We start from the raw sequence: 15,295 nt of genomic DNA, 5'->3' as shown, positions 1-15,295 counted from the left end.
GATTGTTAGGTTGCCGATTAGTCTGCAAAACAAAGCAAAAAAGAAAGCAAAGCATTGGGAGTGTTTCGTGCAAGAGGGCGCACAAGTGGTGGTAGAGGTGCAAGGTGCTATGTCGCCACAGCAACTTATTGGAACCCTGGTAAAGGCAGGAGAGCTTACAGACCCGGCCTCCCCGAGGGGGCGTTTGCTCAATGCTGCCGCGCGCCTGTTTGAGCAAAAGGGCTTTTCACGTACTACTGTGCGAGACCTGGCGGCGGAAGTGGGCATTCTGTCTGGCAGTATTTTTCATCACTTCTCCAGCAAAGAGCAGATTCTCTGCGAGGTGATGAAGGAGGTAACTATTTTCGCCAGTGCTCGTATGCGTAGTGCGGTGGAGCAGGCCGCGTCACCTCAGGAAAGACTGCGGGCCTGTATTCAGTCTGAGCTTGAGGCGATTCACGAGCGGGCGGTGCCGGGCTTTTCCATCTTGGTAATGGAGTGGCGTAGTCTGTCAGATAAAAGCCAGAAAGAGGTGTTGTTGCTGCGCGATGAGTACGAGCAAATATGGCTGGATGCGATCAATTCCGCCCGTTGCCCAGGTGGGGATGCTACAGTGGTGCGCCGACTTATGGTTGGTGCATTGAGCCATACCTACAGCTGGTTTAAAACCAGGGAAAATGGATTGACCATTCCCGAGCTCGCCGATCGGGCCTATCAAATCTTCGCGCCCAAATCCTAAGCGTTAACAATACGAGTTACTGGCAGGGTGCCGTTAAAACTGTGCACTTTGCCACCTTTCCTGCCAATTTCTCTCTTTTGAAGAATTTCCTGAGAACTGGTGCGCACCTGTTTTTCTCCGAATCTTTTACCCTGCGCGCAAGATGATAAGAATGTGACAATAAGTGTCACTTGGTGACAGGAGAAGGGAATGGCGGGCCAGGATTTATACCAGGTGGTTTCCACGGGAAGGACACTCCACGCCAAAGAAGCAGGGGCTGTGACTCGGGATATCGCCAAACTATTTTCGGTTCCTGAGGCCCAGGCTCGCAGATTACTGTTAAAAGGCTGGGTGATTAAAGACAGCCTGGCATCGTCACAGGCCCTGGAGTACAGGGCCAAGCTGCACAAGATCGGTCTTCGTGCCGAGGTTTGTCCTGCGGGAAAGTTCGATAACCAACAGCTGATTGCAAAAATCAAAGTGGCCCAACGGCGCAAGGCCAATGCAGCAGAAAAGATGCCGACAAGTACGGCCTCGACAGATGCAACCAAGGCTGGGACTGCACGAGAGCAAGAGGTAGAGAAACCACTTTCGGTGAGCAATGCCAAAGGAAGCGTTGCCCCCTCTCTGGATTCCGAAAAGGTTAAACCACAGGCAACAGAGCCTGAAGCCAATGAAAAGCGGCCGTTCTTCAGCAATAGAAAAACGCAGCTGGCTACAGTGGGTTGGCGAGTGCTTTTCGGATTACTCCCTGCTTTAACGGTACCTACAATTTTTATCGGCTTGGGAGCTTTGTGTCTTTATGGTGCCGGTGCACTGCTCTGGCAAACACCCTTGGCAGTTTGGCAGGGGGAGTTAACTGGGGGCACTTTACTCATCAGTCTAGGGGGGGCGGCAGTCTTTATTTTTTTATTGTTGCTGGTCGCTTTACCTTATTTTTGCTTCCCTCGAGAAATGCGTCCAAGGCCTGGTGAAGTCCCTCTGAAGCAAGCGGACAACAAAGATTTATTGCCCTTACTTGAGCAATTGTCTAGTGCAACGAAACTGCCCAGGGTGCAAGAGTTGATAGTCAGCCCAGACGCTCGTATTTATTGCGAGCCCAGGTTTTCTGAGGTGATGCGTCAGGAATTGCGGTTAAACCTGGGCCTGGCCAGTGTGGCTTCCCTTAGTGGCCGCGATACCCTGGCGTTAGTGGCACGCAGCCTTGGCCTTTATCAGGGAAAACTCAATGGGCTACTGGCCTGGCTAGTGTTAGATGGCGTTAGGCGCTTGGAGCTGATGCAGTGGGCACTGGAAAATGATCGAAGTGTGTTGTACCGAAGCGGGGAACCGGGTCCGCTGAAATCCTTGCATAAATTACTGGCAACTTGTGGCCACTTTCTATTGCCATTGATTGAGCGGCTAGAAAATCTGCACCGTATTGTCACTCGGGGCAGTGCACGCTATCTGGAATGCCGGGCTGATTTCTGGGCTGCCGACTTGATTGGCAGTGGGGCTTTTGCCGAATTTGCCGGGAACTGGCATCGCCTGGTGCATGCCGACCTAATGGTTGCCGAGACTGCCCGCGAGGCCTCGGCAGTGGGGCAGTGCTTTGAGAACATCCCTGCCGCTGTAGCCTGGACACTGAACAATCTGGATGAGGAAACCAGTAATACCATTGAGCTCGCGATGGCTCAGGCCAGTGATCCCTGGGATGTTTTTGAGGCGGCGGATCTACAGCGTATTGAGGTGGTTCAAAAGCGCAATATTAGTGGGCGTCTACAACGGGAGCTTGGCTGCACGGAGCTTTTTGCCGATTTTCCCAAGTTGGCCAGTGAGGTCAGCGGGGAGGCTGGCGCGTCGGACTGTCAGGTTGTGGAGAATCGCCGATTACTTTGTGCCAGTCGCGAAGCGGAGGAGGCGTTACAGATCCTGGATGTTTATTTTAACCGTCTGCCGCCGCTCAACCTGCTGCCACTACGCAGGCCTGCGACTCAGGAAATGCAGGCGATGGATTTACAGGCCAGTATCAATTGGCTAAGGAGCAAGCTCATTGAGCTGCGTGAACTCCGGGAACAACGCGAGAATACACGTCAGCTTATGGTGTCGGTGCAACTTGGCGCGGCGCTGATTCGGGCCAAGGTGCGTATCGAGCCACAGGAATACTTTCTGAATAGCGCAAGCCTCGCAGCGGCGCAGGAAGCATCGGCGTTAAAGCGGTCTGAGTTGGAGGAAATCGAGCGTCAGCTGCAGAAGATCTACTCGGTGTTTTACCAACGGTTGTGCTTGGCTTTAGTCGCTATGCCGGCACGGGAGCGCCAGCAGGCAAGGGGAATGCTTAGCCAGTTGGCTGCCTACGACGCTCTGGCCACACACCTCGAGCGCCTTGCGGGGTACAGCACCAGTCTCTCTGTATTCTCACGCCGCTTATCCCCAGGTCTTGCCGAGCGGGAATTGGTACAGAAATACCTGGCCCTCTCCGCTCGAGAGCTGGATGCGACCTTTGCCACAGTGGAGTCTTCGGAGCTATTAAAAGCCCAGGGTTTGGATAGCGCGCTTTGTATCAAGGCAAAGCGCGAGCCATTGCAACAGCTACCGCAGCGCCACCAGGAGGCGTTGGCCGTGGTGCGTACTATGGAGTCCCGCTGTAACTATGCAAGTACGGTAATTCTGGAGCGCTATCAAATCCAGCTGGCGGCCCTGCTGCAACGTTGTCTGCATAGAGAAGGGCAGCTGGAAGTGAATCCTTTACGTCTCCTGCAAGCGGTTTAGTGCCTGTTGGTATTCAATGAGTTGTCGCCAGGCTCTATCCGCCGGCAAGCTTCACTTTGTAGTTTTTGGATTCCAATAGCGCTTTGATTTCCGCGCGCTTGTCGCCCTGGATTTCGATCACACCGTCTTTCAGGGCACCACCGCAGCCACAGCGTTTTTTCAATTCCGCCAGTAGTAACTTCAGCTCACCATCGGTGCCGTCCACGCCACGCACACAGGTAACGCCTTTGCCCTTGCGTCCTTTAGTCTCTCTTTGGATGCGCACAATCCCATCACCCTGGTGACGCTTCTCTGCTGCGGGCTCTTCTTTGATACGACCGCGGTCGGTGGAATAAACGAGACGGTTCTCCTTGGCCATGGTTGGGCGCTCTCCAAAAAATTGTTGCACAGGGTAACTGGGGCGCGATTGTGCCCGAGGCGTGGGGGAAGTCAAAGAGGTCTCGGCCGAATATCTGGATGAGGGTGGAATAGGGGGCGACCCACCAGCCCCCAGCAGGTAAAATTTGAGCGCAAATCCTTGGTAGCTGGTAGAAGAGGTTGATCCATGGCGTTGACTGGACGTCGCAAACTGCTCAATGAAGTGATCTTTGGCACCGAGACGCCCGCAGGGCGCAACTTTGATGTGTTTTTGATCTGGGCAATTTTAATTAGTGTGGCACTGGTACTACTGGCTTCAATTGGACCAATAGCTGACCGTTACGGCACGCTCCTGATCACATTGGAATGGCTTTTTACCGGGCTGTTTACCCTGGAATATGCCGCCCGTATCTATTGTTCAGTAAACAGACGCAAGTATATTTTCAGTTTCTACGGTGTTGTTGATCTGCTGGCAATTCTGCCTAGCTATCTGGCTCTTCTGTATACCGGTGCAACCTACCTGTTGGTAATCCGTTTGCTGCGGGTGTTGAGAATCTTCAGGATATTGAAGCTGGTGCGTTATTTACAGGATGCCAACCTGCTACTGCGGGCCCTGGGTTTGGCCCGGCGAAAGATCCTGGTGTTTTATTCCAGCGTACTAGTGATGTGCGTCATCTTCGGCTCATTGATGTTTGTGGTAGAGGGGCCGGAAAATGGATTTACCAGCATCCCCACCAGTGTTTACTGGGCCATTGTAACGATTACCACGGTTGGCTACGGGGATATCTCTCCGCATACGCCACTGGGTCAGGCGATAGCGGCCATGACCATGTTGATTGGTTATTCAATTATCGCTGTACCCACCGGAATTTTGACTGCAGAGCTGGCCGGTGAAATGCATCGCGAGCGCAAGCATCACCGCTGTAACAACTGCGGGCGCAGTGTCCATGATCCAGATGCTGAGTTTTGCAAGTTTTGTGGTTACCGGCTCGAGCCGTCTTTACAAGTGGAAGAGGTTTGATTTGATTGCGGGTGCCTCACAGAGGCTCCCGCTAACCCAAATTTTTGCGGATTACCATTCGTCGGGTACACGTACCGCGACCACGTCGGCCTTAGCGCAGAGGCGCCCGTCACTGCTGAGTTCACAGTGCAGGATAGTTTTCTTGGGGCCGCGCTCGACAATGGTGGCTTCCAAGAGTACTGGTTGATCAATAGCGGCGGGAGCCAGGTATTTTATGTCCAGCTTGCCGGTGGCGAACCAGATCTTGTCTCCGCTACCTACCTTGCGACCAGCCTGCAGATAGCCATCGGCGATAGCGGTACACACAGTGTGGCAATCGATGACTGTGGCGATAATGCCACCGTTCAAATATTGGGCGGGCCCTGCATTGTGGTAAGGGCTGGGAGTGAATAGACAGCGGGACTTATCCGGCTCTACCCAATAGCTTTTAATACGCAGGCCTTGGTCGTTGTCTGGCCCGCAGCCAAAACAGTGGTTGCCTTGAATCTGATCCTGAATGGCGATTTGCTCAGTCATAACTATCCCTCGCTGTGGACGCGCATAGTAACGATTTGCGCCAGGGAGGGGAAGAAACTAACCTTGCGGACCTGCAATAGAGTTACCCAAATTATTTGGACCTAGATACATGGAAATATACGGCTTTTGCGCCCCCGGTTTTGAAGCCCTGTTCGAGGCTTTCGCAAAGAATTTTCGCGAGTGTGGAGATACCGGTGCCGCCTTCGCGGTGCGCCAGCATGGCGAGTTGATCTGCTCCCTGTGGGCGGGCAGCGCCGATCGGGATGGGGAGCAACCCTTTACCGAAGAGACTCTGGTCAATGTGTTTTCATCCAGTAAGGGTGTACTGGCACTGCTGGCTATGCAGCAGGTGCAGGCTGGCAAACTGGATCTGGATCGCCCGGTTGCAGACTATTGGCCGGAATTTGCACAGCACAAAGAATCTGTCACCGCGCGACAATTACTTAGCCATCGCAGTGGTTTGGTCGCTTTTCGCGAGCGGGTTAAAGACAGTCTTATTTACGATTGGCAAGCGGCCTGCGATGCGGTTGCCGAAACAGCCCCCTGGTGGGAGCCGGGTAGTGAACAGGGGTATGCGCCTTTTCTCTACGGCTGGAGCCTGGGCGGCCTGATCGAACGGGTTGCTGAAAAACCTCTGTTGGAACTTTATCGGGAAATGCTAGCCAAACCCCTCAATCTCGATGGCGGCTTTGGTGCGCTGGGGCATAGTTCAAGCCGAATTGCCGATGTGAGCCCATTGAAACAGCCATTGCCGGAGTTGCGTGAGAATGCCATTGGCCGGGCAATTAAAGAGGATCGCAAAGGCCCCGTGGCCATGGCGTTTAGCAACCCCGTTAGCTTAATGATGGGCACCAATAGCCCCGAGTGGCGCGGTGCCCTGATTCCTGCAGCCAATGGCCATTTCAGTGCGCGGGATCTTGCTGCAGTTTATGGGGACCTGGCGGGGGGAAATCCAATTACCCTGGGGCAAAAATGGGTCGATGAGGCTTCCCGAGAGCAGAGCCGTGGGCGGGATAAAGTATTGCAGGCTGAGGTGAGTTTTGGCTGTGGCTTTATCCGTAGTACTCAGGCGGCCGATCTGCGTTTTGGTGGAAAGCAAGGTTTTGGTCACCCTGGTGCTGGGGGTAGCGTCGGCTTTGCCGATCCGGAGCAGGGACTGGGGGTGGGTTATATCACTACACGACTGGGGCAGAGCCTGTTTATGGATCGGCGCGCGGTTAGTTTGGTCGAGACTCTGTACGGATTATTGAAATGACAGAAGACGTTTTAAAACTGATGGAGCGAATCGACGAGCTGGAGACTCGCTTGGCTTTTCAGGAAGATACGATTTCTCAATTGAATGATGTCATTGCGCGCCAAGATGCGGATATTCGCTCTGTAGTAGCAAGAATGCGTGAGCTTGGAGAGAAGTACAGCGCGCTGACCTTTGAAATGCAGGCTGGCGGCAAGCCAGTCGACGAAAAACCCCCTCATTACTGAGGAACATTAAAAGTAGGGCAATAAAGTAGGCGGGCACGCCACTTGATTGCCTTAATAATATGCTGGCGCAGAAATACAAATTTGCCGGCTTTGATGAAATTTATGTCGACAGGCATCGCCAAAATTTATTGAAAATAACTCGATGTCACTTCGGCGCTGCCTTAAGTATTAAAGCGTCTAAAAAATTTTGTATTGTATCGTCTTTGCTATTGACAAACTTTTCCACACTCAATAGTGGGCTAACTGGCGCTCTAGTATTTATCGGCCCAGCTGGTACATAATTTCTTCCGTCGCCTATAACTCGTTGTTTTTAAAGAGAAAACTAGGGAGTTTAAAAAATAAACAAATCGCTGTAAGCGAGAGTCAATGCCGCCTGGCGGGGACCTTCGTTTATTAATGCACAAAGTTATCCACAGAAGCTGTGGAAGAAGTTTGCAGCGTTTACTTTTTGTGCAGCAACTTAGTGCGAAAGTGCCGCAAGCTGGAAATTCGATGCTTGCAATGGGGACTGGTCAATAGAACTGGTAATGGCTTCGCCGTAATCTTCACATAATTTGGTTGGGTTGATTCAGCCGCCGGTCAGCTTTTAGCTGGATAATGCCGGCACTGTGATGGAGCACTGGGTTCAGTGCGTCCCGATACCCATTTATTAAAAGTGCGTTAGGAGAACCAATAATGAAACATTGGGTAGCAATTCTCGCTATGGGCTCACTGGTAGGCTGTTCCACCCTGGACCCCTACACCGGTGAAAGCAAAACCAGTAATGCCGCCAAGGGGGCCGGAATAGGCGCCGTAGCAGGTGCTATTGTCGGCGTGGCAACAGCGAGTAAGAAAGACCGCAAGAAGGGAGCTCTGACTGGTGCTCTGGGCGGTGCCGCGATTGGTGGCGGTATCGGTTACTACATGGATCGCCAGGAAATGGCTTTGCGCCAGCGTCTGGAAGGCAGTGGTGTACGAGTCCAACGTGAAGGGGACAACATTCGCCTGATCATGCCGGGCAACATCACTTTTGGTTCCAATCGCTCAGATATTCGCACGGATTTCTATGACACGCTCGAATCCGTAACGGTAGTTTTGCAGGAGTTTAATAAGACCGCCATCCGCGTGAGTGGTCATACCGACAGTACTGGTTCCGACGTGTATAACCAGTCCCTGAGTGAACAGCGGGCTAACTCTGTGGCGAGCTTCTTCAGCCATAACGGCGTTTCTTCAGGCCGCGTACAGGCTGTTGGTTATGGTGAGCGCTACCCGCTGGCCAGCAATAGTTCTGAGTCTGGCCGTCAGGCCAACCGTCGTGTTGAGTTGGAGTTACTGCCTCTGTAAACACTTTGTGCAGCGGGTAAACGGCTGCACTGTCAATCACTGCGTCTTGATAACCCCAAGCCCAGGTGGAAGTCTTGTACGCAGTGAAGTTACTTTTCTTTTTCAACTAATAAAATTCCAGTTGAAACACTTCCCTCTGTATAAATTCTCTCCTTTCGATTTCTATTAGGCACTGAGTTGCACAAGGTTCTAGCGGACACCCCGGACGTTTTTTGCACCCATATAAGTTTTGCTCCGACAAATGATTCCGGTGCATAGCTGAAGGTTAAAAAACCCGGCGATTGGCTGGTTGGCTGTGCTATCTCTACATCTACTAATAAGTAAATAGTGGAGCAAAGCCGTGAGTCATCGCCTGTTCAAATGGAAATCCTTATGGGTCTTTGCCTTGGTGCTAATGGCCATCCAGGTTTTTGCCTGGCAGGAGCAAATGGCGGAATCCAGCACTAACCTGGAGGTCCGATTTGGCGCGGCTGCCGTAGTGGCACAGGTGGAGGTCATAGGTATTCACCGGGATGTAGACAGCGCCCTTTCGGAGCCGGGTGTCACGGCGATTTCAGGTTATGTCTATTCCGCGGTGCCAGGCCAGGTCTGGAAAGGTATTGTGGCGGATCAAATTACCTTTCGCCTGGGATTGGAATATTGCGACAAGAAGCTTGAAAAGGGCGAGCGCTATCTGATTTTTGCCAGGCTCGATAGCTACGGCAGGTTGCAGTTGCAGAGCTGTGATTCCGCGGTTGTTGAATCGGAGGCTGAGGCACTGTTGGCTGAGCTCAATGAATTCAGCTCCCAAGGCTGATTTCTCCAAAAGGCCACACTCATTAGAATATTCGGTTGTAAGTCGCGGGCCAGTTACAGCAATCCAGACTCTTCTGCGTAACCCCCGTGCCTTGAAGAACCCTCATGCCGGGTTATTCTTATCATTATTGGCGCCACCTTCTTTGGCCGATTGAAGTTGAACTTCCTTTGCTTCGGCGTCAAGAGGCTGCAAGGCCAGCGATTATCGCGCGGAAGTAGGTTCCCAGAACCCTGGGGGCTGGCCAAGCAAGAGCGCAATTCTTGTAACTGCCTGGGGTCGAGAGGTCGATTTATGAAGAAGCTATTGATTCCACTGATCATCCTGCTGCTGATCATCGGATATTTTATGTCGCGTAGCGGCGAACATAAGGCCAAGGAAGCCTACGATTCGATGAACACTCCCAATAGTGAGCAGATGAATGACAGTTCCAAGCCACCTGGCAGCGGAAGTGATTCAACTACCCCCAATAGTACTACCACGCCACCAGACGGTATGGGTAACCCCGATGCACAGATGCCACAGGGCTCTGGGCAGACAGATCCAACACCGCCTGGGGGGAGTGGCTCCAGCAGTGGGGAAGGCCCGGATACTATGGGGGCTGGATCGACAGGGGATGCTGGGGATGTTGGCGCCGAGGGTGCTCTTCGTGGGCGTCCTGGTGAGCCTGGCGCAGAAGGGGACTCTGCAGATACTCCCAATGCAGATTCAGATACCCCAGCGGGCAGCGTAGCGGAAGATGCTGCCAATGAGGCCCAGAAAGCTGTGGAAGGTGCAGACAATATGGATAGCACTACACCGGAAGGCGATAGTGAGATGGATCAGGGCGTGGACAACAACGAAGACCAGCCCTAGTAAAAGGATTATTAGATACTCAGTTAATAAGGAGATATTGCGGGCCACCTGTTGAGGCGGCCCGCAACCTGTGCAAAATGATCGAACATAAGTGGCTACAGGGACATACCGTTTTACAGGTTCGGCCGCGTGGAAAATTTACCGCAGAGGATTTTCATCAGCTGGCAGAAAAAATAGATCCGATTATTCGCGAGCAGGGCAGGATAGAGGGTTTACTGATTGACGCTGAAGATTTTGCCGGCTGGGAAAATTTTGTCGCGATGGTCTCGCATTTTCGCTTTGTACATAATCACGAGAAGCATATCCAGAGGATTGCGGTGGTGTCAGACAATCCGGTTCTGAAATTTATGCCGCACCTGGTTTGCCATTTTATCAGTGCGGAGGTTCGGCCTTTCCCCCTAAATGATTATCCTGAAGCCCTGGCATGGTTAAAAAATCCGGGTTAGCATCGCGCACCGTTTAACTGTTATATGGAGTGCCGGTGAGTCCAGTCTTGGCCATTATTGCGACGACTTCCGCAGACCTGCCCAACGCCCAGGAATTATCCAGTCAACTCAACCTTCCCTGTTTGGGAGTTGCTTCCCCCAGCGAAATTAATGAGGTTCCCCAAGTATTAGCTTGTGGAGAGCAGTTGCAACTCTGTGCGACCGGGCGCAAAGCACCGGGGCCAGTTTCTGTTGATTTCGTTGGTGGGGCTTTGGCGCACCGACGCAAATATGGTGGGGGTAAAGCCCAGCCGGTTGCCAAGGCTGTGGGTTTGCGCCCTGGTTTTTACCCTCGCGTATTGGATGCCACTGCCGGGTTGGGCCGTGATGCTTTTGTCCTGGCGACTCTGGGCTGCAAAGTGAAGATGCTTGAGCGCAATCCGGTTGTGCGCTTGCTCCTTCAGGATGGTTTGCGGCGATTGCAGGAGGCTGCCACTGCCGACCCGGAATTGGCCGCCATTGCTGGGCTTTTATCTTTGGCCGATGATATTGCACCGGCCGCAGACTGGTTGGCTCAGCAGGCTGAGGAATCTTGGCCGGTTGTTTATCTGGACCCCATGTTTCCGCCCCGGGGCAAAAGTGCCAAGGTAAAAAAAGAGATGGTGGCTTTTCATCACTTGGTTGGAGAGGACCTGGATGCGGACGATCTGCTAGAGCCAGCACTCAGGGCCTGTTATTACCGCACCGTGGTCAAACGTCCCAAGCTGGCACCATATCTTGCAGATAAAAAGCCAATGCTTTCTTTTGAAGGGAAGTCAGGGCGTTTCGATATTTACACCAAGCACGGTGTGCCGGGGTAATAGGCGGATTTTAAATAGAGTTGGCACCTACTAGTATTTTTGGATTTTCTACATCTTAAGTCATTGTCTAGCTTATCTACACTGGCAGATAGTCATTCGCTAAGTGCCTAATCCGATAGAGTGGAGGGGTAGCTGTGAGGCGTAACATCGACGAATCGCAGCAGCCAGATATATCCAACCGTAAAATATTCTCTGCCAGCGCTCTAGGCTTTCTCACCGCGGCAACGATCGTAACCAGCCTTCGTAATTTGCCCATGATGGCGCAGGAGGAGATGACGATGTTTTTCTACATCGGCATTTCCGCCCTTTTATTTTTGATTCCGGCTGGACTGGTGGCAGCCGAACTGGGCAGTGCTTTCTCCGATCGCACCGGCGGTGTTTATACCTGGGTGGGAGAGGCTTTTACGCCCAAGATGGGTTTTGTCGCTATTTGGTTGCAATGGGTGGAGTGTGTGGTCTGGTATCCCACCGAGTTGGGGTTTGCCGCAGCCGCTATTGCTTATGCGCTCGGAGAGCAGAATCTCGCCAGTAATACCTACTATATCGGCGGCTTCTGTATCGTTGCCTACCTTATTGCCACTGCTGTCGCCCTTTCGGGAACCAAGTTTCTGGTGGTAGTCACCAAGTATGGATTCCTGGTGGGCACATTAATGCCTTGTTTGATTCTTATTGCCCTGGCAGTGGGCTGGGTGGTGATGGGAAACCCCTTGGGCTGGGAAACCGCTACCGACCCGGCTGTAGCCGTAAGGGAAGATGGGCAAGTACATCCACGCTGGTTTCCCCATATTACCGGCCTCGGTGCAGTAGCCTTTCTTGGGGGGATACTGCTCTCTTTCGCCGGAATTGAGGCCCAGGCCAGCCATGTCTCCGAAATGCCCAATGCCCGCCGTGGTTATCCGGTGGTTATTGGCATTGCCGCTGCCGTTTCTTTTCTGATCTTTACGCTTGGGGCGCTCGCCATTTCTGCCATCCTTCCCTATCAACAGATATCTATAGAGACGGGATTATTCACAGCGTTTGGTCAGGGGTTTTCCCAGTTGCTGGGTATTGGTTGGCCGGTTCAGATTCTGGCGGGATTGATTGCTTACGGTGCCCTCGGGGGAGCCCTGGCTTGGTTGGCCGGTCCCAGCAGAGGGCTATTGGCCACGGCCCAGGATGGCATGCTGCCCCCCTGGTTTCAGCGGGAAAATGCTCGCGGCGTACAGAAAAATATCCTTTACGCCCAGTGCCTGATTGTCTTACTCATCTCATCGATTTATATCCTGGTGGATAATGTGTCGACCGCCTTTGTTTTGATCTCGGTTATGGCGATAAGCCTGTATATCATTATGTACTTAATGATGTTTGCTGCGGTTATCCGTTTGCGCTACACCCAGCCAGACCTTCCCAGGGGTTTTAAAATTCCCGGTGGTATCACCGGCGTTTGGATTACTGCAGGCACTGGCATGGCCGCAGTTTCTTTTGCGCTGTTGGTGTCCTTTTTTCCTCCTCAGCAGCTGTCAGTGAGTGACCCCAGACTGTATGTAGCTTTGGTCTTTTCCGGGATTGTTATTACGGTGACTATTCCGCTATTTATTTTCTACTGGCGTAAGCCTTCCTGGCGTAAAGAGGGTGGGCATAAGCAGCAATCTTTTTCAGACATTAACGAGTGACAAGGAGGTCGGTCGTGAAGCAAAAGTCGCCATTCGATATGTTTTTCGATGAATACAATGAGGATATCCCTGAGGATCATTTCCCCAAGGGGAGTATCTCTGCGCATGCGGCGGAAGCGATTGTTACCAGTGAGACCTGGTCTGATGCCAAGCCGGCCATGAATCTTTCTTCTTTTGTCACTACATTTACCGAGCCAGAAGCTTTCGATGTCGCTAAAAAACATTACCTGAAAAATTATATCGACCACGATATGTATCCGCAGTTATTTGCTATGGAAGCGCGTATGGTGCGCTGGCTGCATCAACTGTGGAATGGGCCTAAAGGAGTGGAGCCCTATGGTGCTGCAACTATAGGATCCTCTGAGGCCTGTATGTTGGCGGGATTGGCTCATAAATGGAACTGGCGCAAAAAGAGAGAGAAGACAGGCAAGGATACTTCCAAGCCAAACCTGGTTACCGGGGCCAATGTTCAAATTGTCTGGGAAAAATTTATGCGCTATTTCGATGTGGAACCGCGCATAGCAGTCCTAAAACCTGGGCATTACCGCTTTAATAGCGTACATCTGGATGATCTGGTAGATGAAAATACCATCGCGGTGGTGGCGATTGCCGGGCAGACTTTCACAGGAGAAGACGACGCTTTTCGCGCTATCCATAACTGGTTAGACCGCTACCAGCAGAAAACAGGTCATGATATCCCAATGCATATTGATGGCGCCTCTGGAGGATTTGTAAACCCGTTCTTATACCCCAACTACCACTGGGATTTTCGCTTGCCGCGGGTGAAATCTATTAATGCGTCGGGGCATAAGTTTGGCTTGGTGCCACCGGGGCTGGGCTGGGTGATTTTTCGCGAGTGTTCTGTTTTTGATGAAGATCTGATGTTTTATGTCAATTACCTGGGGGGAGAGATGCCTACGGCTACTTTGAACTTCAGCAGGAATGCATCACCGGTTGCCTACCAATACTACAACTTTATTCGTCTCGGTTTCGAAGGTTATAGAGATATTATGCAGCACACTTTGGCGAATGCGCAGCTATTACGCCATCGTCTAGTAAAAAGTGGCTACTTCGAAATTATGAATAAAACCCAGCGTATACCTGTAGTGTCGATGACCCTGAATTCTAAATATACCAACTTCAATGAATACGATATATCTGACAAGGTACGTGAACGCGGCTGGGTATTATCCGCCTATTCCATGCCGCCTAATGCTCAATCGGTAAATTGCTTGCGTATTGTAGTGCGCCCACACCTTAATCTGAATGCGATTGAAGGCCTTGCTGACGATATTATCCATGCGTGTGAGTGGCTAGAGCAGCATGGGGGTAATGCCACTCCACCAAAATTGCATGATCCTCATAAGGTAGCGGCGAGTAAATGTTAAGAATTTGAGGTATCTCTGTAATGATTATTTAAATAATCGATGAGTAAAAAAGTAGAGTGACTTAAATTGTTCTGCAGAGAAGATTGAATCCAACGGTAAATCCTATGGAAAGGTGTGTGCTGAACAGTGACTTGCAAGAACCGGAAGGCCCGGTCTGCCTACCTGACGGCCAGATATTCGTTGCTGAAATGTCGAGCGCGCGGAATTGTGTTAGTTGCATTGATATATGTGGAGGATATCATCAGGTCGGCCATCCCGGCTGGCGGCCCAATGGTATGGCGATCGATGGCGATGGCAATTTTTGGATAGCGGGAGGCGGAGGGAAAAAGCTGGTACACATGAGGCCCGATGGGACAGTCCTCAATACTTATCAGGGACCTGCAGAACGCCCCTATCTTTGGCCCAATGACCTGGTATTTGGTCGAAATGGTTTGCTGTATATGACAGACTCCGGCATTGATCCGGATAGCTTTGTTGAGGGGCAGGCAATCCGCCCTGACTTCCGAAAGTGTGATTATGATGGGCGGGTATTTGAAATTGACCCTCGTAATGGCCGCGTATTACGCTTAGTAGATACGGGTTTGTTATTCCCAAATGGCATTGCATTTGATGCCGATGACTTACTGCATGTGGCAGAAACCCTAACAGGAAATATCTACCGCTACGATCTCAGCTCCTCAGCCCCCGGTGAATCTGAGCTATTTGGCAATGTTAACCTGGGATCACCAGAAGAATTTATTGGGCCTGATGGAATGGCTTTTGGTGATGATGGCCGCCTTTACTGTGCCGTATTTGGTCAGGGTGATGTGAGCGTTTTAGATCACGATGGCAGGGTGGCTGAGCGCATTCCGACTTGCGGGAAGCGCCCCACCAATATCGCTTTTTGTGAAGATCAAAAGGGTGGGGCAGTGGTGACAGTTTTAGATGCTGGTTGCCTGGAGTGGTTTGGTCTGCCCTGCCGAGGTAGATACCTCTATCGTCCTAAGATACAAGATTTATCTAGGGGACAATAATTTTTAATAATGAAACAGTGGGGTTGATTGGTCTTAGCTGCTAAATTTCCTTGGTCAATGTGACTGCCTTTCGCGTTTAAGTCTTGCTCAGGGTCAATAGCCTGTGATTCTCTAATTTCTTCTCGAAGGTTATCGAATTATCTGAGTGGGCTTTATATAACCATT

At 51.6% G+C, this 15,295-nt stretch carries 15 protein-coding genes; 13 read left to right on the top strand and 2 right to left on the bottom strand.

What is annotated here, in order from left to right; translation table 11 throughout:
* The first annotated feature begins 67 nt into the window (after positions 1–67).
* Complete coding sequence (locus ACJJIV_RS01510) at positions 68–718, top strand: TetR/AcrR family transcriptional regulator (RefSeq protein WP_444890480.1); 651 nt, start codon at positions 68–70, stop codon at positions 716–718.
* Between the two features lie 189 nt (positions 719–907).
* Positions 908–3,448 carry a hypothetical protein gene (locus ACJJIV_RS01505; RefSeq protein ID WP_444890479.1) on the top strand — a complete coding sequence of 847 codons (2,541 nt, stop codon included), beginning with the start codon at positions 908–910 and terminating at the stop codon, positions 3,446–3,448.
* 34 nt (positions 3,449–3,482) lie between these two features.
* Here ACJJIV_RS01505 and yciH read toward each other — a convergent pair whose 3' ends face one another.
* Positions 3,483–3,806 carry a stress response translation initiation inhibitor YciH gene (gene yciH, locus ACJJIV_RS01500; protein ID WP_252085692.1) on the bottom strand — a complete coding sequence of 108 codons (324 nt, stop codon included), beginning with the start codon at positions 3,804–3,806 and terminating at the stop codon, positions 3,483–3,485.
* Between the two features lie 186 nt (positions 3,807–3,992).
* On the opposite strand from yciH, the gene ACJJIV_RS01495 reads away from it, so the two are divergent.
* Entirely contained in the window at positions 3,993–4,826 is an 834-nt protein-coding gene (locus tag ACJJIV_RS01495) for an ion transporter (protein WP_444888866.1), read from the top strand.
* Positions 4,827–4,877: 51 nt separating this feature from the next.
* On the opposite strand, the gene ACJJIV_RS01490 is transcribed toward ACJJIV_RS01495, so the two are convergent.
* The gene (locus tag ACJJIV_RS01490) at positions 4,878–5,342 is read right to left on the bottom strand and encodes a PaaI family thioesterase (protein WP_252085694.1); all 465 of its coding nucleotides are present in this window, start codon (positions 5,340–5,342) and stop codon (positions 4,878–4,880) included.
* Between the two features lie 109 nt (positions 5,343–5,451).
* Between ACJJIV_RS01490 and ACJJIV_RS01485 the strand changes: the two genes are divergently transcribed.
* The 10 genes from ACJJIV_RS01485 to ACJJIV_RS01440 all read left to right on the top strand — a co-directional run bounded on the left by ACJJIV_RS01485 (position 5,452) and on the right by ACJJIV_RS01440 (position 15,130).
* On the top strand, positions 5,452–6,597 hold the full coding sequence (locus tag ACJJIV_RS01485; RefSeq protein WP_444888868.1) for a serine hydrolase domain-containing protein: 1,146 nt from the start codon (positions 5,452–5,454) through the stop codon (positions 6,595–6,597).
* Complete coding sequence (locus tag ACJJIV_RS01480) at positions 6,594–6,821, top strand: SlyX family protein (RefSeq protein ID WP_252085696.1); 228 nt, start codon at positions 6,594–6,596, stop codon at positions 6,819–6,821. The genes ACJJIV_RS01485 and ACJJIV_RS01480 overlap by 4 nt, the downstream gene beginning before the upstream one ends.
* A gap of 675 nt (positions 6,822–7,496) precedes the next feature.
* The gene (locus ACJJIV_RS01475; RefSeq protein WP_252085697.1) at positions 7,497–8,144 is read left to right on the top strand and encodes a YiaD family glycine zipper/OmpA-like lipoprotein; all 648 of its coding nucleotides are present in this window, start codon (positions 7,497–7,499) and stop codon (positions 8,142–8,144) included.
* 340 nt (positions 8,145–8,484) lie between these two features.
* Entirely contained in the window at positions 8,485–8,940 is a 456-nt protein-coding gene (locus ACJJIV_RS01470; protein ID WP_444890478.1) for a hypothetical protein, read from the top strand.
* Between the two features lie 291 nt (positions 8,941–9,231).
* Entirely contained in the window at positions 9,232–9,792 is a 561-nt protein-coding gene (locus ACJJIV_RS01465) for a hypothetical protein (RefSeq protein ID WP_444890477.1), read from the top strand.
* Positions 9,793–9,869: 77 nt separating this feature from the next.
* Complete coding sequence (locus ACJJIV_RS01460) at positions 9,870–10,238, top strand: SpoIIAA family protein (protein WP_252085700.1); 369 nt, start codon at positions 9,870–9,872, stop codon at positions 10,236–10,238.
* Positions 10,239–10,273: 35 nt separating this feature from the next.
* Positions 10,274–11,077 carry a class I SAM-dependent methyltransferase gene (locus ACJJIV_RS01455; protein ID WP_444890476.1) on the top strand — a complete coding sequence of 268 codons (804 nt, stop codon included), beginning with the start codon at positions 10,274–10,276 and terminating at the stop codon, positions 11,075–11,077.
* 134 nt (positions 11,078–11,211) lie between these two features.
* Positions 11,212–12,729, top strand: a complete 1,518-nt coding sequence (locus tag ACJJIV_RS01450; protein ID WP_444890475.1) for an amino acid permease — start codon at positions 11,212–11,214, stop codon at positions 12,727–12,729.
* A 14-nt stretch (positions 12,730–12,743) separates the two neighbouring features.
* Positions 12,744–14,117 (top strand): glutamate decarboxylase, encoded by a 1,374-nt coding sequence (gene gad / locus ACJJIV_RS01445; protein ID WP_444890474.1) that lies wholly within the window; start codon positions 12,744–12,746, stop codon positions 14,115–14,117.
* 116 nt (positions 14,118–14,233) lie between these two features.
* A complete protein-coding gene (locus ACJJIV_RS01440; protein WP_444890473.1) occupies positions 14,234–15,130 on the top strand; it encodes an SMP-30/gluconolactonase/LRE family protein in 897 nt (298 codons plus the stop codon).
* Positions 15,131–15,295 lie beyond the last annotated feature (165 nt).

The sequence above is a fragment of the Microbulbifer mixtoriginis (SeqCode) genome (assembly GCF_052466765.1).
Note: the sequence above shows the minus strand (reverse complement) of the source record. Positions and strands in the feature narration are given on the sequence as shown.